17 protein-coding genes are annotated in these 19,261 nt (G+C 37.5%); 8 read left to right on the top strand and 9 right to left on the bottom strand.

The annotated features are described in order from the left end of the window. Positions 1-282: 282 nt before the first annotated feature. Both H5157_RS18805 and H5157_RS18800 read left to right on the top strand, forming a co-directional pair. Positions 283-504 (top strand): hypothetical protein, encoded by a 222-nt coding sequence (locus H5157_RS18805; protein WP_054206549.1) that lies wholly within the window; start codon positions 283-285, stop codon positions 502-504. Further along, positions 497-1,378, top strand: coding sequence for a site-specific integrase (locus H5157_RS18800; RefSeq protein WP_182725276.1), 882 nt, complete (start codon positions 497-499; stop codon positions 1,376-1,378). Before H5157_RS18805 ends, H5157_RS18800 begins: the two co-directional genes overlap by 8 nt. Positions 1,379-1,932: 554 nt before the next feature. Here the strand turns inward: H5157_RS18800 and H5157_RS18795 are convergent. From H5157_RS18795 to H5157_RS18770, 6 genes are all read right to left on the bottom strand, one after another. Further along, positions 1,933-2,436 carry a hypothetical protein gene (locus tag H5157_RS18795; protein WP_182725275.1) on the bottom strand — a complete coding sequence of 168 codons (504 nt, stop codon included), beginning with the start codon at positions 2,434-2,436 and terminating at the stop codon, positions 1,933-1,935. 2 nt (positions 2,437-2,438) lie between these two features. Further along, positions 2,439-2,984, bottom strand: coding sequence for a hypothetical protein (locus tag H5157_RS18790; RefSeq protein ID WP_182725274.1), 546 nt, complete (start codon positions 2,982-2,984; stop codon positions 2,439-2,441). After that, positions 2,981-3,685, bottom strand: coding sequence for a hypothetical protein (locus tag H5157_RS18785; RefSeq protein WP_182725273.1), 705 nt, complete (start codon positions 3,683-3,685; stop codon positions 2,981-2,983). Before H5157_RS18785 ends, H5157_RS18790 begins: the two co-directional genes overlap by 4 nt. A gap of 255 nt (positions 3,686-3,940) precedes the next feature. Further along, positions 3,941-5,197 carry a tyrosine-type recombinase/integrase gene (locus H5157_RS18780; RefSeq protein ID WP_182725272.1) on the bottom strand — a complete coding sequence of 419 codons (1,257 nt, stop codon included), beginning with the start codon at positions 5,195-5,197 and terminating at the stop codon, positions 3,941-3,943. 513 nt (positions 5,198-5,710) lie between these two features. After that, positions 5,711-5,959 (bottom strand): hypothetical protein, encoded by a 249-nt coding sequence (locus H5157_RS18775; RefSeq protein ID WP_002960658.1) that lies wholly within the window; start codon positions 5,957-5,959, stop codon positions 5,711-5,713. A 92-nt stretch (positions 5,960-6,051) separates the two neighbouring features. Then, positions 6,052-7,689: a cyanophycinase gene (locus H5157_RS18770; RefSeq protein ID WP_182725271.1), complete on the bottom strand. Its 1,638-nt coding sequence runs from the start codon at positions 7,687-7,689 to the stop codon at positions 6,052-6,054. A 262-nt stretch (positions 7,690-7,951) separates the two neighbouring features. On the opposite strand from H5157_RS18770, the gene H5157_RS18765 reads away from it, so the two are divergent. From H5157_RS18765 to H5157_RS18755, 3 genes are all read left to right on the top strand, one after another. Further along, positions 7,952-8,539, top strand: coding sequence for a hypothetical protein (locus H5157_RS18765; protein ID WP_024596834.1), 588 nt, complete (start codon positions 7,952-7,954; stop codon positions 8,537-8,539). Positions 8,540-8,637: 98 nt separating this feature from the next. Continuing rightward, a complete protein-coding gene (locus tag H5157_RS18760) occupies positions 8,638-9,552 on the top strand; it encodes a zinc dependent phospholipase C family protein (RefSeq protein ID WP_182725270.1) in 915 nt (304 codons plus the stop codon). Position 9,553: 1 nt separating this feature from the next. Then, complete coding sequence (locus H5157_RS18755) at positions 9,554-9,952, top strand: hypothetical protein (protein ID WP_002960664.1); 399 nt, start codon at positions 9,554-9,556, stop codon at positions 9,950-9,952. Positions 9,953-9,975: 23 nt separating this feature from the next. On the opposite strand, the gene H5157_RS18750 is transcribed toward H5157_RS18755, so the two are convergent. Both H5157_RS18750 and H5157_RS18745 read right to left on the bottom strand, forming a co-directional pair. Next, entirely contained in the window at positions 9,976-12,246 is a 2,271-nt protein-coding gene (locus tag H5157_RS18750; RefSeq protein ID WP_182725269.1) for an EAL domain-containing protein, read from the bottom strand. 126 nt (positions 12,247-12,372) lie between these two features. After that, a complete protein-coding gene (locus tag H5157_RS18745; protein WP_182725268.1) occupies positions 12,373-15,222 on the bottom strand; it encodes a UvrD-helicase domain-containing protein in 2,850 nt (949 codons plus the stop codon). A 271-nt stretch (positions 15,223-15,493) separates the two neighbouring features. On the opposite strand from H5157_RS18745, the gene H5157_RS18740 reads away from it, so the two are divergent. The 3 genes from H5157_RS18740 (at position 15,494) to H5157_RS18730 (ending at position 17,744) form a co-directional block, all read left to right on the top strand. Further along, a complete protein-coding gene (locus H5157_RS18740) occupies positions 15,494-16,231 on the top strand; it encodes a hypothetical protein (protein ID WP_182725267.1) in 738 nt (245 codons plus the stop codon). 114 nt (positions 16,232-16,345) lie between these two features. Beyond that, positions 16,346-17,260, top strand: a complete 915-nt coding sequence (locus H5157_RS18735; RefSeq protein WP_182671832.1) for a M14 family metallocarboxypeptidase — start codon at positions 16,346-16,348, stop codon at positions 17,258-17,260. Between the two features lie 73 nt (positions 17,261-17,333). Continuing rightward, positions 17,334-17,744 (top strand): hypothetical protein, encoded by a 411-nt coding sequence (locus tag H5157_RS18730; RefSeq protein ID WP_182693656.1) that lies wholly within the window; start codon positions 17,334-17,336, stop codon positions 17,742-17,744. A gap of 42 nt (positions 17,745-17,786) precedes the next feature. Here H5157_RS18730 and ccoG read toward each other — a convergent pair whose 3' ends face one another. Next, on the bottom strand, positions 17,787-19,169 hold the full coding sequence (ccoG, locus tag H5157_RS18725) for a cytochrome c oxidase accessory protein CcoG (RefSeq protein ID WP_182712924.1): 1,383 nt from the start codon (positions 19,167-19,169) through the stop codon (positions 17,787-17,789). Positions 19,170-19,261 lie beyond the last annotated feature (92 nt).

The raw sequence follows: 19,261 nt of genomic DNA, 5'->3' as shown, positions 1-19,261 counted from the left end.
GTAACCTTATTGCTACTGAAGCTCTAACGAGCCAGAAAAAAACAGGCGCTATTCTGCTGCCTTCAACACGTAGTAACGAGGTAAATACTATCTTTTTAAAGGTAGTAACCAATCAAAAACGGCGCACTCCAGCTGCTGACAACACGTAGAAATGAGGTTAATAATCAGGCGAGATCAGTCCGAGCCTTTCGCATATGCGAAAAACAGGGGCGAATAGGCTTAAGTGCCGCTGAGCTTTATTGCCAGTCAATCTTACAACCTTAATACGACTGGAGTCACACCATGAAATTCGATGCACTAATCGAAGTCCAAAAACTAAAATTTGAAAGTAAGTTAATCGCTGGAAGCCGTAAAAAAGCATCTAAGCTTGATAAACATAAATTCGAGCTAATAGAAATTTACAAGCAAGGGTCAAACATTGTCGAGCTTCAGCGCTGGCTAAAGCGTAAAGGTATAAATGCTCATTGGTCAACAATTCAAAGATGGATTAAAAAACATGGCTAAATTTGCGAAACCAAAAACTCAAGCACACAATGTCATAAAAGGACTTACAAAAAGTAAGCTTATAAAGTCTCTTGGAACTGCCAGAAACTACGAGCAATCACTTAACACCGTTGCCTCTTGGGCTAAAGATATTGGCATAAACGGTATTCAGGCAATGACCATCGAGCAAGCACTCAATTATTTAGATTACCGTAAAGAAATAGTGGGTCAAAAGTCACTGGATATGGAGCGCCAAGCTATACAAGCAATGATGAGGCTAAACGGCAAACTTAAAGACAAACAAACGCTTCCTGTTATTAAATCAATTAATCAGCAAATTCTTAAATCACGCGCCTACACCACAGAGCAAGTACAAATAATAAGTAAGCACCAAACATCTAAATATTCATTATCAACACAAATAGCACTCTCTTCGGGGCTTCGTGCGCATGAATTATTGACCATAGCCAAAGTTGAAGAGCGCAAAGCAGATAAACGGCCAGCTTTTGATTCAAAATGGTCTGGTAGAAACGGTGTGCTATATACCGTGACAGGCAAAGGAGGCTTAACACGCGAAGTACTAATACCTCACGATTTATCAGCTAAATTAGAACTTCGTAAACTTAAACAACCTGCCACTGTTGTTGATAGAAAAATAAACTACTTACAGCGCTACGATATAGGAGGCGGTAAAAAGTGGTCTGATTCATTTAATAAAGCATCAAACCGTACGCTTTCATTTTCCAACGGTGCTCACGGCCTTAGGCATAGCTACGCACAAGAAAGGCTATTAGAGCTGATACTTAATCAATATCCATATCAAATAGCATTAGAGACAGTTTCACAAGAGATGGGGCATTTTAGACCTGAAATAACTGAAGTTTATTTGCGTTAAATATAAAAGCTACCGTGAAGATAGCCTTAATTTCAAGTCTTATCTATTTCTTTGAAGATTTACTAGGTTTTAATCCAGGGGTGTTCCCTGGAGTATTTTTGTTATCACGTCTACGTTTATCAGGTTTGCCAGTTGAATCAGCAATTGGTTTTGGTCCAGGTTTAAGACCCATAATCGTTATCCTTTTAATTAAGAGGAAGTCCCTCACTTATGAGTGTAGCTTTAAATAGAAATTTGGAGATTGTTATTGATAAATAATTACTTAATCGCTAAATCAAAAGGCATTATTTTGAATGAGATCGGAAAATAATGTATTAGGATACGTTAACGTAATAACTTTAAAAAGCTTAACTTTTTGCACTGAAACTATCTAGGTTTCCATTAAATATATCAATTGTGTGCCCTAAACGCCCTCTAACCTTTTCGACTGACGTACATGACTTCATACGTAAAACGGCCTTAGAGACCATTTAACAAGAGAGTGTACAATTTTAGAGCAGAGATTAATGAGGTATCTTTAGGGAACTAAGAATGAAATTAGGCTATAAGGGATTTTACTTTGCTATTTCTTTTTTCCAACCTTCTGAAAGTGCTTCAAATTCTATCCCATTGTTTACATAAGTTCTAACCAGCTCAATGACTTTTTTTCGGGTCAATCTTCTGGACTTATCAGAACGCAAACGCTCCCCAATGTGGTCACTTACAACACCTAGCTTGGTATAGTTTAAGTTTATTAAATCTCGGTGTCTATCATTTACCTCTGTGTAAGGCGACCCCCCTGGCGTATCTTTAACAAAAACACCAGCTTCTTCCAAGCTAGATTGACATAATAAAACAACGTCTAATGTAGATGGCTTATCTGCGCTAGATGCTAATGCAGCAATAAGCTTTTTATTATTCTCACTATCAAAATCTTCATCGTCTGTTAACCACACAGACAGCGTATTACTGGATGTTCTCGTACAACCGGTGATAGCATCAGCCTCTACAATTGCATTCTCATCTGTTATAACGTTAATCCATTTCTGTTTGGATACTTTGCGTATTAGCGAACTCACTTTTATTCCTTTAATGTGCTCAAGACTTCTTGTCTATATTCTTCTAGCCACTCTTCATCAAAAGCACGCATTGATTCCAAGTAATCGATATATGTATTTTGCTCCCATGCCTCGATAACCTTTACACTAGCTTCTCGCACTAGTGAGGATTCATGAGAGAAAGTTCCTACCACCATACTATCGCCAAAATCCCCAAACATTTCATATTCCATCATGGATACTATATTTAAAAAGGAAGTAATGTGTCTTTCTTCTTTGTATAAACTGAGCCAAGCCTTCTGGAAACTCTCTCTGAAAACATCAGAATCTTCACCATATAACTTTTCTAAATATAACTGAGTGCGGGTTATCTCACCATCGACACAATTCTCGTTTTTTACAAACCTACAAATTTCTGAGGCTTTAAAATCTTTACTAACATGGCGTTCTTGTTGAGTTAACTTACTCGAAGCGCCAAAATGAGTAACGAAAGCTGCATTTGCCCAGTTAAACTCTGAAACAGAGTCATTCATCCACTTTGTATCATTGTCATGACTTGCGAACTTCATAACGATTCTCCTAAGATAGATAAACTTTGGCTCAAGGCATTATTTTTTTCTATTAGCCCGTCAAAATATTTTTCTGAATCTTCTACAGGGAAGAGGAATCCACTGTTTTCTGATAGTGTATTTGTATCAACTTCAACACTCAAAAAGTTAAAAAACTTACCATTATTTTCCTCAGGGTTCATTCCTTCACCTGAATGAACTCGCAGCACGTTATTAACTTTTTGACCAAGAACATCCGATCGAATAGCTTTTCTAAATTCCCACTCTATTAAATCTTCAGGCTCTTTTGAGAAAACTTTGTCAAAAATATCTCTGGACTCATTTAAAGATGCTAACTTGAAAGTTTTATTAGTTATAACAGACAATCTACTGGCCTTTTTTGTAAAGTCTATTTTTTGTAGATTGTTTAGCATTTTCATAGCATCTTTTTTGAATCGCGTTAATTCTATATCGTCCTGTTTTGTTAGAGATATAATAATTCTATTAGGGAGGAACTCGATGAAAGAGTCACCATTCTCTGAAACCATCCTAATTATTTTTTTCTTCTCGCCAGTAAGAGCATTAACTTGCTGACCAATATTAGGTATAAGTCCAAATTCTGAAAAGGCTTCTAATAAAACAGCAATTGATTTTGGATTTACTTCAATATCCGTATTATCCGAAAAGATATGAAATGAAATATGGTTACTAAGTTGTTCCACGATTATCCTTGGTTACAAATGAAAAACTCTAAAAACATAGCGCTTTACCTGTGTAAAATTGTAAACTTTATTTTATATGCTGTCTAGCAGCACAGTTAGTATAAAATAAACTAAAATATTACTGTTGGGCGCAATTCTACAGAACAAGTAAAAAATTGAAACAGTAAAAAGTTGCGTATTAGTGTGGACAATCTCAAAACTATGAAGTTCCATAAATCACAACTCCTTGGTACATAAAATATAGCTTACTAAAACCTAATTGAGTAGCTTTTCACCCCAAGATATTAAAGCAAGCCTTCTTTTCTTCATGTAATCTTGCATATTATAAACCCCCTGCACCCCTTGTAATTGATGATTCAAAATCTTCTCAATCACTATTGGATCTGTTCCAATATCAGCATCTCCTAAACGGGTAGCGACTGTCCTTCTTAAATCATGAGGCACAAACTTAGGGATTCCTAATTGCTCTAATTTACGGCTTATGGAGCGTGACAGTGAGTGCCTGTCAATCGGCTGCTCACCTGGGCCTGATTTATTAGTTGTTGTACTCGGGAACACATACTTAGAATTGAGATAGCCAAATGCTGCGCGCAGCTCATCAAGCAAAATAACCATATTTGGGGTAATCGGTACTTTATGGGTTCTTTCGCCATCTTTATTTTGTTTTACGCGCTCGGCTGGGATTGTCCATATCATTTTATCAAAATCAAATTCTTGCCACTGTGCGCCTGTAACCTCTATTGGCCGACAACCTGTTAAAGTTATACACTTTAGTGCGTAAATAACTTGCTGGCTTATACCTAGCTTTGGCAGGCGGTCAAATACTTGAATAACTTCGTCAAACTCTAGTGCTCTGGTTCGCGACTTTTCAAGGCCCCCCACGCTTTTCTTTTTAACCGTACTTACAGGATTGCCCTGCATAAGGTCTCGCTCAACACCGAAGTCGAACATTTGTTTTAAAATAGAGAGTGTTTTATTTGCTTGGGTATTTGAGCCCCGATCTTTTATTGGGTCAAGTACCTTATTGAGAATGTCACGTCGAGTTATTTCTTTGAGCTTATAGTTGCCTATAAAGGGCAAAATGTCTTTTTTGAACATTCTAATTACAGGATCTACGTCTTTCCGATTAACTTTAATGTCTCTTTCAATAAACTCTTTAGCAAGCTCTTCAACAGTAGGTGATATATCTTCGATAAACTGCCGCTTTAGTGATAGCTGCTTTGTTTCGTATACGTCTTCACCTAAAGCAACTCGCCCTTTTAGACTTTCAACTTCCTTGCGCACATCTTTTAAATCGCACTCACCAAAGTACCCTAAATGGTAATTACGCTGTTTACCTTTGATGCCACCAAAACGATAATTTAAGTAAAGTGCAATTTTACGCTTTTTATCATTTTGTGTTTTACCTACACGTGCATGAAATCCACTTAACTTTGTGTCATTTATCCGTTTAATAGGTTCAGGAACTGAGCTTAATAACGAATCAGTTAATAACATTTTCACGACAGACATATGTAGCACCAAATATTAAACATAAAGTACATGCAGCATATATGTAGCACCGCCCGTATTCAATTACTTAATTCTACTTAGAGCTAACCCACACTAATAAATTAAATTTAAACCATTTATAACAAACAGTTGAATTAAGAATCAGTTTTACTTGTAGCTACTTACTTCTACTTAAATCTAATCATAACTTCTATGGGGTGGCAGGGGTCGAGAGTTCGAATCTCTCCATACCGACCAATTAACTACACCTATATCAATAAGTTAAACTTCTCTTCAAAATATAGCCAAAATCCATCTGTTTTGATTCTACAATTTATCCGTAGCACTATCTTATTTAACTAAGCGCACTTAATAAAACTGAGTTTAGCTGGCTAGTTTTGTGGTTTTTGATGGGGGTTGTATTTAATTGTTATTAACTTGAAGTGGCCTTTGTGGAATCTATATGAAGGCATTTGATTTCAATTTATTGAAATTAAAATAAAAAAGCGCTCTAAGCGCTTTTTTATTAAAGTACTAGTGCTTGCGCCCTACACCATTACGTACCATATCTTGCCCTGTTTGGAATACATCTTCTGTAATACTGCGCGCTAAAAGCAGCTTTTGTTGGTCGTCAAACACGGCTACAAAACGACTACCATCACTATTGTTTGTTGCCATACCAACGCCCGAAACACCCTTAAGGCCAAGACCGCCGTTTTCTACATTTAATAAAAAGCTTTCTAATTCGGCTAGACTAGAAATTACATCATTTTCTTTATTCATTTTAACACTCTTTTAGTAAGGCTTTTAAATCATTATGGTGGCTATTTTATATAGAAGAGCCAAAAACTTAAACCCTTGGCTCAGGTTAGTCACTAAATCGATTTTATAGCTAACTCTAAATTGCTTAGCGCACAACCAAACTCTTTTGCATTTACGCGATGATACTGCGTGTCACTCGTTGCTGTAAGGCTAATTATAAACTCGTCTTGTTGGGCTACCGCACTTTGCTCTTGGCTTAGGCACATCGCTTGAGTAAGTGAACGCAGTTTTGAATTTGTTAAAATTGAGCCAAAACGCTGCACTGGCAGTGGAGGTATTTTTATAGCGGGTAAAGCTTCATCTATTGTGCGTGCGCTTAATGTAAACGTATTATTGGTAATTTCAATTACACTGCTTGTAGGCCAGTACGAATAGCTATAGCTCTTACTCCCAGGTTGGGCTTTACCTTGGTTAGCCAAATGCACTACACCACTTTTGCCTATTACGGTTATTAAGCTACCTTCTGGCGATTTAATAACAACTAAGGCTGTATTTTCATCAATACCAAAACCATGTCGAATCTCTGTTTTAGTATTTTTCACTTCGTTTTTATTTAGCGCTGCTGCAAGCCTAAATGTACGGTTTTGTTCGCTAAATTGAGTATCTAGTACACCAAAGTTAAAACTGCCCAGCCCACCAGCATTAGTGTTATTTTCACTTTTACGAAGTGCCTCAAGGCTTGTCGTATTTGTAAGCATGCGCGTCACTTTACTTTGGATTGCTGCGCCCGCTCCTTCACCTACAATTACTGGGCGAGTTTGCAATGCTTGAGTCCACGGGTATGGGTTATTGTTTTGATCAAATAATACCTTATGAGTTAATGCTGCATTACCGCTATTAAACATCACACCGGTACTATTTTTAATAAGTGATACAAGTGCATTAGTGCCATTTTTACATAAAGCGTATTCGGCCTTTGTGCGATCGGGATAAATCACTTCACGGTTATACACATTCATTAATGTATTTCTAAGCGCTGGTAATTCATCGCACGAGTTACTCGTAATCGCTTTAGCAAGCGCTGGCGTTAGTGCTAACCATTGAGTGTTTATATTTGATTGTGCCAAAAGACTTTGCGCTACATCTGCCGACTCATAAGGGTCGCGGCTCGAAGCCGTAATAGCAAGCATGGTTGGTTTTGGGTTATTAACTTTTAAACTGCCCGACACAAATTGTAAAATATTATTAGTCGCAACCTCATTATTAAAATCGGTATTTACTTGCTCTTTTAAACGCTCACCGTTTTTATTAAGTAGCGGTACTTCTAGCATATCAAATACAAAGTTGTACTCTTGCTGAGTTAGACTTTCTAATTGCTGATTATTTATATCGCGCCACTGCCAGAGTAAATCTGTTTTTGATACGCTATTTGACGATTTACTTTGTATGGTTTTAAGTGTTTTTAATACAGCCGTTTTTGCCTCAACATTATTATTAGGCCAATGCTGCGCGATGTTTTTTATTTGAGAGCTGCTAAGTGTATATAAATTATGTGACTTACCATCAATAACAGCCTCTTTTTGGCAATTATTAAGCTTGGCGCTAGTACAGGTAGTAAGCTCTGACCCCACTAAAATTAAAGTTTGGCTTTGCTCTTGAGCCACTGCATTTATTGAAAAACCGGCACCGAACAATGCCACTACCATACCCAGTAACTTCGGCTGTTGTTCACGTAAAAATGCACATATCATAATGTAAACTCTAATATAAATAATAAAACTAATGTGTTGTAGTTTAACAGCTAGCCACTTGCGCCTAAATATATTTTTATAAATGTTAAATAATTCAAGTCTCTGAAAAACGTTCGGGTTAAGCACTGCATTTAAATACATTGTTTAGTTTGCCCCTCTGTCTTTGTAAATATTATCTAAACAAATTTAAACGGAGCATTTATTGACCAATTTCATTGTTTAAATTACGGTGGTGAATTATTTTATGTAACTGGGATGAAATATGGACTTTTCTAATGAAGAGATAAATTTTTTTGCTGAGTTATTTAAGCCCAATACAAAGTCACATGCTCACAACAGTCACGTTTTAACGTTACAAAGTTCAGTACCAGCCAATATTGCTCACTTACTTAGTAGCGCTAATTTAACCCTGCTCGCAGAGGTTGCACACTATCAGTTATGGTTTCCGTTGGACTTGAAAATTGATAGCGCCGGTATAATCAAACCGATTTTAACCGCCCCCGAAGTAATAGACACACAAGGCACACTGCGCAGTTGGCGCTGGAGTGAGCTAAATATTAAAAGCCAAGGGTTTAAAATTGAATCAATATCAAACACGGGGATGTTTTTAAAACCCCTCAGAAAAGGTAACCATTTAAATAAATCACAGCACATGGAGTTTATTTTACCTAACAAACAAAGTATTTCGATGGAAATAGAACCCGTAAGGCAAAGCACGCAAGGTATAGCCGCTAAAATAACGCAAATTCATAGCGGTCAAGAGCAACTAAGAGCTTACCTATTTGAAGAACATAAGCGTCAACATGCTAAATTATACGAGAATGGCCAATTAGTTGAGCAGCTAATTTAATAGGTGTTTACCCCGCTATACTTGCATTTAGTTGGCTTTATTTAACCCCCTCTCAATGTTAATCTGTACCCTTATTAATAAATCATAAGGATATGACAATGCCAGGTGCTTTTGCGCACATCACTGCTGTTAATATTGCAACGCAAACCAAGTCACTCGCTAAAATGGATATGCCTAAAAAAGCAAAGCTTATTTTAAGCCAACGCCAAGCATACCTTGAACTAGGCTGTGTAGCCCCCGATTATCCTTACTTAGCTGTAGCGCAGCCTAGCCAAAATGCGTGGGCCGACCTAATGCACTATGAGCACACAGGCGATTTACTTAAAGCAATGATTGAATACTGTAAAACACTTGAAGGTGAAGCATTTGAAAAGTGTTTTTCCTGGTTATGCGGTTATATGGCCCATGTTGCTGCAGATATAACAGTGCATCCGGTTGTTGAATTAAAAGTAGGCCCTTACGCGCAAAACCAAACGGCGCACCGTACCTGCGAAATGAATCAAGACGCGTTTATTTGGCAACGTTTAAACTTAGGTGAGTTAGGTTATGCTGACCGCGTGCAACAAAATATTGGATCTTGTACTAACAAAGACGATAATTTTGATACCGATATTGCAAAAATTTGGCGACATGCTTTATTAACGGTTCACCCAAGCTACGCAGCACAACACGCTCCTAACTTTAATTCATGGCATAACGGTTTTCAGCTTGTAGTAAATAATGTTGAAGAAAGCTATCGATTATTTGCCTGTGCACGCCATGTTGCTGCTGATTTAGGCTTGTTTTATCCTCGCCCAAACGAAGTAGACCCCACTTTTATTGAACATCTAAAAACGCCGCACGAGCCTATGCATTACAACGATATTTTTGACTTTGCCGTTAGTAACATTCAGCACTACATAACCATTATTGCCAATGCCGTATTTTTAGATCCTGATTACAGTGCAATTAAAAATTGGAACCTAGATACAGGCTACGATGAACACAACACGATGACGGTATGGAGCAAATAAAATGAAACACTTACTTTATATAAGCCTCATAGTATTACTTAGCGGTTGCTACACTCCTAAAAAAAACAATCCAGAAGTGATGGCCGACTTAGCCTCACAATTAAAAGATATTGCTACAGCCGTTGATGGCACACTAAAATTTAGTGAAACATCCTATTCAACAACTGATGAGTTATTAAAAGCCGCTGTTAATAACGATTTAAGCAAACTTGCACCTTTTGGGGAATACACGCTTATTGTAAACGTACAAGATGATAACGCAGTGCTACTTTTATGTGATGCCAATACGGCTTTAATTGAAGATGCAGGCTGTACTGCTCAATCAGATATACAGCATTGGGGAGCAGGAGTTATTCATCAGTGCGAAATAACTATAAACGCCCAACAGCTCTGTAATTAGGTAATAAAATACCCACTATACATTTAAAGTTGAGCCGTCATCTCTTTGGGGTTAAACACTAAGCCATGGCGGCTAACATGCTCTGCAAAATTTTCGGCTGGCATTGGTTTCGCAAAGTAAAAGCCCTGAAATTCTTTACACCCCATTTGCGCCATTATTGCTACTTGCTCTTGGGTTTCTACTCCTTCGGCTACACACTTAATATCAAGCTCTTCACACATAACGTGCACCGCTTTAACTAAACTTTTTTGACGCGTAGAGCTCGTTACTTGGCTGATTAATGAGCGATCCAACTTAAGTTTGTTAATAGGGTAATCGGCAAGGCGTGCAATATTAGAATACCCCACTCCAAAATCATCAACCGAAATAGTAAAACCCCACGATTGCAGTGTTTGCATAAGCTTTAGCGAATGCGCTTGGTTTGCCTCAAGAGAGGTTTCGGTCAGTTCTAACTCTATTTGAGGTGGCTTTACGTTGAAGTCGGCAAGGTATTTAACCAGTTTTGACATAAAATCGGTTTGGCTAAAATCAATTAGAGATATATTTATTGCCACGGGCACACTCGGTAAACCCGCCTTAGTCCAATTGGCAATTTGAGCGCAGACTTTTTGAATAATCAGATCGGTTAACCTACTAACCATTCTGTATTCTTCAGCAATAGGAATAAATACCACTGGCGACACATTACCTAGTATTGGACTGTTCCAACGCGCTAAAGCTTCAAGCCCAATACATTGACCCGTTGCATCTACTTTAGGTTGATAGTGTACCGACAAATCGCCCTGCTGAAGCGCTTCGTCTAGCAACATCGAAATTTCGTATTTTTCGATAAAAGCTTGTGATTGTTTTTCGTTATAACCACTTAGAGGCATATTACAGTTTGCAACTTTAAGTGCTTCGCACGCATTGCTAAGTACTGTTGTGCTGTTTTTTCCGTGATCAGGATACTTTGCAAAACCAAATAAAAATGATTGCTGACACTTAGTGCCAAACACATTATAAGTTTTATCTAATGTATTTTTTATTTGCATTAATAGCTTATCTTCAAGCTCGTTTTGCGAGTTTGCGCCAATTATAAAAGCAAGCTTTCCTACTCCTATATGGGCACACAACAACGGCCCATCTGCCATCGCCTTTAAACGCTTGTACGCGTTAATAAGTAATGCTTGAGAGTCGGCTTTAGTGAGCTTTAAATTTAAGTATTCACTATTTGCACTTTGGGTAACAACGATAAAAAAACCTTTTTGGTATTTGCTTGTTAATCTGTCGCATTGCAGCTCAAACCATTCTCTATTAGGTAGTTTTGTTTGCGAGTCTCTAAAGCGTAAACGTTTATTTTCTTGTTCCATCATCGATAAATTTTGTTTAATGAGCTGTTCTTGCGTGCAATCGTAAAAGTCGTATACACGGTAGTTAGTACTCATTGTTATTTGTTGGTAGCAGGCTTTAAAATAGCTTTTTTTGTACTTCACAATTTTATTTTGAGCATTAGGGGCGTCAAAAACTAAAGTAGGAAATAAATGAGAAAGGTTAACGCATTCTTCTTTTAATTCTTTTTTTATACCAAACATATCAATAGCGTGTTGATTAAAATCAGTAATGACAAGATTTTCGTCAACAATAATTTTGGCTTTATTTGATTCGGTGAACAGGCTTCGATAAAGCTCATTTTTATCTTTAAGGTGTGTATTAGCGCTTATCATTGTTTTGTTTAAACGCTTAGCAGCCACAATTGTGCGTGCCACAGCAAGGGGAATACAAATGTTAAAAAATAAGAATATTAGCCCTGTAATGTATAAGCTGGCATCGGGAAGTTGCTGAGCAATGCCAGTTAAGCCCGATACATCAACGTTATTGATGATCATATAAAACGGTACAATATTTAATACGCCATAAGCAAGGGCTGTTCTATAACCAAGTAGCATAAGTGCTATTATTGGGCAGGAATACATATACATAGAGCCCACTTTAGCAAGCTCTAGGTCTGTTAAAAATAAGTTCATTGACACGCTAGCAGCTACAATGGCTACTAAAAGTACATGAGCGCTGAAGTGATAAAAACGCTTACTTGCTATAAGCAAACCGCATACAGTCGCAAAAAAACTGCTTGTTAATACAACAATATAAATTAAGTTAAACTCAATAGCGCTTGCGTACGTGTGGCACACCACAGCAAAACATAACACCATTACTAATGATAGAATAATGCGCAGTGCACTTACTCGCCAATTAGCAACCTGATCAGGGGCTGAATAGTGATCGTTTAATAAAAAGAACCTATTGAAAAAATGCATAATAAACAACAGTTAAAGCTCATTCTTCTATTAGACATTGATAACTTGTTAAAATCAATCAAATGAATATAATTTCTATTTACATTGTTCTATAAAATAGACAGGTGTAAACCTGCTCGTTAGCCATTAAACATTCATTTTTCGAGTGTTTTTACAGTTATCCTCTTTAAGCGCGAAACCACTGCACCCTAAAAATTCACCGTGCTTAGATTTACGTTTACGCATTTCGCGACCACACTTTTCACAAATTGGATGCTGCGTTTTACACTCTGTATTCACACATTGTGAATACGTGCTTTTATCAACTGATGGGCTACTACAGCTTTTACACACTCGTAGTTTAGTTTCGCAAATCTGCGTATTAGTACAGCTATAATAATCACCATACTGACCCGTTTTTGGCACAATTAATCCGTCGCTGCACGTATTACACTCTCTTTGCTTTAGTTGCGACTTGTTAAACAACGTGGAGCCGATTTGAATAGGATAATCGTCATTTACTAGTTCTTTTACAAACGCTGAGCATGCATAAGGGTCTGCAATTAAATACGCTTTATGTTTTGCGCGCGTAATACCTACATAAAGCAAACGCCTTTCTTCTGAGTGAGTGAATTCATCTTGCACTGGTAATAACGACTCCACCAGGACGTTATTTTGATTATCGCTAGGAAACCCTAATTTACCTTGTTCAAAACCAATAATAATACAGTAATCGGCTTCAAGCCCCTTAGCGCTATGGAATGTCCAAAAATAAAGAGGGTTTGTATGCTTTTTATCTTTTAAATGCTGCTGCACGCTATTTAACATGTATCGGTATCGACTAAGTATGGCAATGCTCGCTGATGCATCGTTTTTTTGAATAGTGCTTATGCTCTGCTGTACTTTTATTTCTATCGATTTAGTGCCTTGGTATAAATCGTCTAACAAAATAACTTGTGGTGTGGTTACTTGCGTATGTGTGCTGATCTGCTTTTTATATTGCTCAGGGTTTTGCATTACAAAGCGCCCCGCTACATCACTAATACTATTGTTATATCTAAATGTTTTTTGCAACATAGTAAGTGAGTGGCTGCCCACTAATTCATTAAAGCGTGTAGTAAGCGCTAAATTACCACCCGAGAACCGATAAATTGCTTGCCAGTCATCACCTACCGCAGTAAAGCGTATTCCTTTGCCATATTTTAATGTGGCATTTAAAAAAACCATACGCGCACTTGATATATCTTGAAACTCATCAACTAAAATGTGGCTCCATGGAATATTAAAATCTCCGCTTACTATCGCCTTTGTTGCTTGAATAATCATGTCGTCAAAATCAATGGCATTTTGCGTGCTTAGTTCATTTATATAAGCGTCATGAATTTGCACTAACAAGTTTGCATATTGTTGATAGTTTTTAATACCACTTTGCTTGATGCGCTGCGCTATTTGCTTATTACTTAGTTCCTCCACTCGAATAGCTTGTAAGCATTTTATGTACTTATCAATGCCTTGCTGTAACTGTCCTGAGTTATTTAAAGTATGAAATATTTCGTCGTTACTTAAAGGTGTTAATTCAACATTATGCTGCTTTAATTGTTTAGCGAGAGTTTGCTCTAGCTTTCCTTCTACCCAGTTGTAATGAAAGGTTTCGAGTAAAGTGGTGCCATTTTGTTTATGTAACTTACGCTTAAATGCAATTTGCTCGTTATAGTGTTTTTTATCTATATCGGCACGAGTATTCCCTTGCCTATCAATGCCAAAGTGCTCTAAGTAAATATCGTATTGAGGTATATAAAAGTCTGGTTGGTATTGCCCACTTAGCTCTGCGCCTTGATTAAAGTGATAATTCACCTCATAACTGTGCGCCACGCAATTCAAATGTAGCCAGTTTGAAATAAGCACTTCCTGATAACTTTTTACTTTATGACCCGCAAGGCTACGGTATTCGTTATCGCGTACGTACCGCTCGTACTGTGCATTATCTTTAAAGCTAAATATATCAATCGGCTCATGGAGTAAATCTACAAATGCTTTTAAAAACTGTGGCTCGGTTTGTATTTTTTTACTTACCCACCCAGTTAACCAACTATTTAATTGAACTGGGTCGGTTGCAAATTTTGACAATTCGATTGGCTTTTTAGCACTTTGTAATAATTTAAGCCCAAGCGCATGAAACGTTAAAATAGTGGGTGCTTTGGTATGCAATTTTGCATACGTGGCGCGTTTAATAAAGCGCTCTTTAAGCTCATTTGCTGCTGTTTTATTATAGGCCAGCACCAAAATTTGCTCAGGTTTGGCAATATCACACGCTATTAGATCTAACGATTTTGCGACCATCACAGATGTTTTACCTGTGCCTGCTGCCGCTAATACTAGGTTTTTATCGTTATCGCGTATAACCGCTAAGCGCTGCTCTGTTGTTAATGGATTTGACTCTACTTGATTAAAAAAGTCATTTTTAAGAGTTAGCTGTTTTTTTTCATATTTATGGCGCAGCTGTGCGATTGCATCGTGAGTATTGGGTGTGGAGCTCAGTATATTTAAAAATTTAATACTGCTTGGCGATAAGTGTTGTTGCCATGTATTTGTACTTTGAGCGTATTGTTTAGCAAGTAAAAATACTTCGTTATTAAGTATTTTCATGGAACTATCACGTAAAAACTCATCTAAAGCATAACGCTTTAGCAAAGCCTTGGCGTTATTTACTTTTTGCTCAAGCATGGCTGAAAATTGCGTATTAAGGGCGGTATTTAAAGACTTAGCTTGTGCTTTGTTTAAAAAGCTAATTGATGTATTGCTACTATCGCACAAATTAATTTTGGCGCTAAATAAACGATTTTTAAGTATTGAGTAATTATCAAAGTCTTTAATTAAAAATGTCCGTGCGGGAGCACTTCTAAAATGCACAACAAGGCGCTCTTGTTCAATAGTTACGTGTTTAATACGGGTAAAAAAACGGCCTAGCCAACTTGGAGTAGCAATATACTGCGCCATAATACTCAATATGAAGATATGCTTTGGCTTGATTGTAACATACTCTTTTATATTACATTTAACGCTAAATAGTAGTCATTTATCAAGCAACCTCTTAGCAGGCTGACTTTTAAAACTTAATGTTATCATTTTACTCACAACCATTAACAATTTTAAACATTTACAGATAGTGTGTTGTGTAACAATGCACAAATACACTTAATATATTTACCAGGTATATCCGCAATTAAACAATTACTTATAGCTAATTCAGTGGTTAAAAGGAGCTAACATGCTTAAAAAGTGCATTACCACAACTGCTTTAATTTTATTATTATGCGCCTGTACAACAGAAACAGAGTCGAATTTAGTAAAAACAAAAGGAATTTGGGCAGGCTTTGAACTGATTTCTGACGGTAACCGCACGCGTGTTAACGCAGAGCTAAATGCGGGAGATGCTAATGGCTCAAACATTATTTTAAGCGATAGCGACTCATTGCAAGCTGTTGTTAATAACACTGCTATTGTACTTACAAAAGATACCGACTTTTTAGACGTTGATTACCAAGCGTATATAAATGCTACTGATGATAACCAACAGTTTGATATAAAATTTAAACGAGACGATGGCATAAATGCGAATTCAGGTGTGGAACTACCTTTAAATTTTATTATTTTAACCCCGAGTAACAACCAAACTTTTAGTATTAATAGTCCCCTTACAGTTCAGTTAGATGGCACTGATCCCAATAGTACTAGTCAAGTAGAACTTAGCAGTAGCTGCACTAACAATAATAATGAAACACTTTTACAATCAATGCTTTTTGCGCTTAGTACTTCGCGCCTTGAAATAGATTTGCAAAGCTTAGATATGTTTAGCAGCTCGCAAGTAGATCAAAGTAAAACGTGTAGTTTAACAGTTAGTGTAAAGCGTGAACGACTAGGTAGTATTTCGGGTGAGTTCGCAAACCAAAGTTATATTAACGCCCAGCAATCACGCGCTATTAAAAATATGACTTTAACGTTTTAATTTGCACGCTAATTTACTCAGCGTTAAGCTACGCCTTTATTAAGTAATTTTACCAATTGTAATTGCCCTCCTTATTTATAGGAGAACAAATAACAGTTGATATAAAGGTTTATTATGACTAACAGCACATACCCTATTGGCACACCAGGCAAAAAATGGAATAACAACGATAAAGCCCAGTGGTTAGCACGCCAAAACATTAAACGCAGTTACCAAAACGAAGTCGTAACGCTAATTAATGACCTTAAAAGCACCTTAGATATAGAGCAATACGGCGAGCTTAATTACGCCGCTGGTACTTACCCATTATATATATTAAAAACGCCTAACTTTAATGCCAATAAGCCAACTGTTTTAATCACCGGTGGTGTACATGGCTACGAAACCAGTGGCGTACATGGCGCACTTAGATTTGCTAAAACATCCGCTATGCAACACTCTGAGCAGTTTAATATTGTTGTTGCGCCCTGCATTAGCCCTTGGGGATATGAAACTATAAACCGCTGGAACCCTGATGCTATTGATCCTAACCGCTCATTTTACGAAGGCAGCCCAGCACAAGAGTCAGCAGCTATTATGGCGTTTGTAAAATCACTCAATGTAGACTTAGTTGCTCATATTGATTTACACGAAACAACCGACAGCGATAACAGTGAATTTAGACCCGCACTTGCTGCCCGTGAAGGCACAACAAACACTAATTGGAACATACCTGATGGGTTTTATTTAGTGGCCGATACCAATAAGCCTGAGCCTGAATTTCAAAAAGTAATTATCGAAGATGTGGCAAAGGTCACGCACATTGCCCCGAGCGATGAAAACAACCAGCTAATAGGCGTCCCTCAAGAGCAATTTGGCGTTATTAATTACGCAGCACGCGATTTAGGTTTGTGTATGGGCTTTACAGATGCACCCTATGTAACCACAACAGAGGTATACCCTGATAGTCCAACAGCCACAGATGAAGAATGTATTTTGGCGCAAGTAGCGGTTATTAAAAGCGCCCTTAACTATATTAAAGCACTTTAATAAGTTTGCAGCCGCTTGTACCCTATTGGCTGCTAAACTAAATTTAGATAAAAAGCTAATTTAGGAGGTATTAATGGAATACAAAAATGAAAACGGACACGTTAATTTATCGCTTGAAAATAATATAGTTATTGCACAATTTAGCGGAAACCTAGAACTTGAGCTTTTAAGTAATTTTAAAACAGCGCTTTTTGAAACCATTCAATCATTTAAAGGCGAAAAATGGGGTTATATAAGTGACTCATCAAACGTTGTAGCTGCAACCCCACAGGCCGAGCAAGAAATGGTAGCCATAAGCCACAGCATGCAGCAAAACAACTGTTTAATTAGCGCGTTTGTGCTTACATCACCTATTGCTATAAGCCAAATGCAACGAATAATGCAAAACGCCAAAAGAGACGTTACTTTCAAAGATTGTCTTTTTGATAATCTAGAATCTGCAAAGCATTTTATTTTAAATGAATTAAACAATGACTTGAGCTAGGTAGAGCTCAAGTCGTTGTTTATATAGAGCTTATATACTGTACTAATTTTTATAAAATTGGCTGTCTTTGGTTATAGTAATGCTGGCATCTTCTTGCGCTGTTACTATAAATTGTAACTTACTCACTTTGTGCGCAATATTGTAACCATCGGCTGTTACAGTAACGGGGACTCTTTTCATTGCACCTGGCTGTATAAGTGTAGAACTTGGACTTGAGAGTGTTGCTTCTGGCAAGCCCTCTATGGCAATACTGTAATGCAGTGCTTGCTGCGTTTTATTAATAATAGTAAGTGTATAAGGGTTTTCTACCAGGCCCTCGTAGTTCACTCTATAAAGCGCATTCCTATCGCGTAGTACTGAGGCTTCTATTGGTGTGCGTTGCAGCATCCATGCAAACATAGAAATGATTAACAAAGCCGTTAATGCGCCGTATCCTATTAGTTTTAATCTAAATGGATTGGTTTTTTTGCCTTCCATTTGTTTTTCGCTGGCGTATTTAATTAAGCCTTTTTGATAACCAAATTTCTCCATGGTATCGTCGCAAGCATCAATACATAAGCCACAGTTTATACATTCATATTGTAAGCCATTTCGAATGTCTATTCCTGCAGGGCAAACCTCTACACATAAGTTACAGTCTACACAGTCACCTAAGTTAAGCTCTTTTGGATCGGCTTTGCGTTTACGCGGTCCACGACTTTCACCGCGCTTGCTATCATAGGTAACAAGCAACGTATCTTTATCAAACATAACAGCCTGAAAACGAGAATACGGGCAAGCAATCGTGCACATTTTTTCGCGTAAAAACCCTGCATTACCGTAAGTACAAAAAGCGAATAAAAACACCCAAAAGCTCGTAATACCTGACCATTCAAATGTAAGCATTTCCATATACAAACTTTTTGCTGGAATAAAATACGCCATAAACGAGGTGGCGGTTAAAACTGAAATAATAATCCACGCACTGTGCTTAGTTATTTTTTTGCGCCAAGTACTTAGCGTCCACTGAGATTTATCTAATTTAATTCGCTGATTTCGCGTGCCTTCTATGCGCTGCTCTACCCACGAAAACATGAGCATCCATATTGTTTGCGGGCACGTGTATCCACACCAAACCCGACCAAGCCAGTTGGTTACAAAAAATAACGCAAAAGCCCCCACCATGAATAGCAAGGCTAAAATCATAAAATCTTGAGGAAGGAGTGTTAAACCAAAAATAGTAAAGGTTTGCGTTGCCACATCAAGCAGCACAGCTTGTTGACCGTTATATTGGATCCACGGTATTGCAATAAAAGTTAGCATTAACAGCCAACCTAAATTACGGCGTATGCGCTGAAAAAATCCTTTTTGCTCGCGGATATAAATTGGCCCTTCGGTGTTATAGGGCTTAATGATCATGTCTTCTTCTTTAATATCAAACTTCATAGTACTTGCTTCATAATGACGGGTATTACGCAAGCATTTGCAACTTTCAGACCAAGCTGAAAATTTATTTATATTATTGATATTAAACGGTT

This window comes from Pseudoalteromonas sp. SG43-3 (genome assembly GCF_014164385.1).
Classification (GTDB): Bacteria; Pseudomonadota; Gammaproteobacteria; order Enterobacterales; family Alteromonadaceae; genus Pseudoalteromonas; species Pseudoalteromonas distincta.
The sequence above is the reverse complement of the archived record's forward strand: the minus strand, read 5'-3'. Positions and strand labels throughout refer to the sequence as shown.

What these genes read in the sequence shown, in the direction of transcription:
- H5157_RS18800 (WP_182725276.1), top strand. Translation starts at nt 497, where the DNA reads ATGGCTAAATTTGCGAAACCAAAAACTCAAGCACACAATGTCATAAAA.
- H5157_RS18805 (WP_054206549.1), top strand. Translation starts at nt 283, where the DNA reads ATGAAATTCGATGCACTAATCGAAGTCCAAAAACTAAAATTTGAAAGT.
- H5157_RS18775 (WP_002960658.1), bottom strand. Translation starts at nt 5,959, where the DNA reads ATGAATAAAGAAAATGATGTAATTTCTAGTCTAGCCGAATTAGAAAGC.
- ccoG (WP_182712924.1), bottom strand. Translation starts at nt 19,169, where the DNA reads ATGAAGTTTGATATTAAAGAAGAAGACATGATCATTAAGCCCTATAAC.
- H5157_RS18790 (WP_182725274.1), bottom strand. Translation starts at nt 2,984, where the DNA reads ATGAAGTTCGCAAGTCATGACAATGATACAAAGTGGATGAATGACTCT.
- H5157_RS18730 (WP_182693656.1), top strand. Translation starts at nt 17,334, where the DNA reads ATGGAATACAAAAATGAAAACGGACACGTTAATTTATCGCTTGAAAAT.
- H5157_RS18765 (WP_024596834.1), top strand. Translation starts at nt 7,952, where the DNA reads ATGGACTTTTCTAATGAAGAGATAAATTTTTTTGCTGAGTTATTTAAG.
- H5157_RS18760 (WP_182725270.1), top strand. Translation starts at nt 8,638, where the DNA reads ATGCCAGGTGCTTTTGCGCACATCACTGCTGTTAATATTGCAACGCAA.
- H5157_RS18750 (WP_182725269.1), bottom strand. Translation starts at nt 12,246, where the DNA reads ATGCATTTTTTCAATAGGTTCTTTTTATTAAACGATCACTATTCAGCC.
- H5157_RS18770 (WP_182725271.1), bottom strand. Translation starts at nt 7,689, where the DNA reads ATGATATGTGCATTTTTACGTGAACAACAGCCGAAGTTACTGGGTATG.
- H5157_RS18745 (WP_182725268.1), bottom strand. Translation starts at nt 15,222, where the DNA reads ATGGCGCAGTATATTGCTACTCCAAGTTGGCTAGGCCGTTTTTTTACC.
- H5157_RS18735 (WP_182671832.1), top strand. Translation starts at nt 16,346, where the DNA reads ATGACTAACAGCACATACCCTATTGGCACACCAGGCAAAAAATGGAAT.
- H5157_RS18740 (WP_182725267.1), top strand. Translation starts at nt 15,494, where the DNA reads ATGCTTAAAAAGTGCATTACCACAACTGCTTTAATTTTATTATTATGC.
- H5157_RS18780 (WP_182725272.1), bottom strand. Translation starts at nt 5,197, where the DNA reads ATGTCTGTCGTGAAAATGTTATTAACTGATTCGTTATTAAGCTCAGTT.
- H5157_RS18755 (WP_002960664.1), top strand. Translation starts at nt 9,554, where the DNA reads ATGAAACACTTACTTTATATAAGCCTCATAGTATTACTTAGCGGTTGC.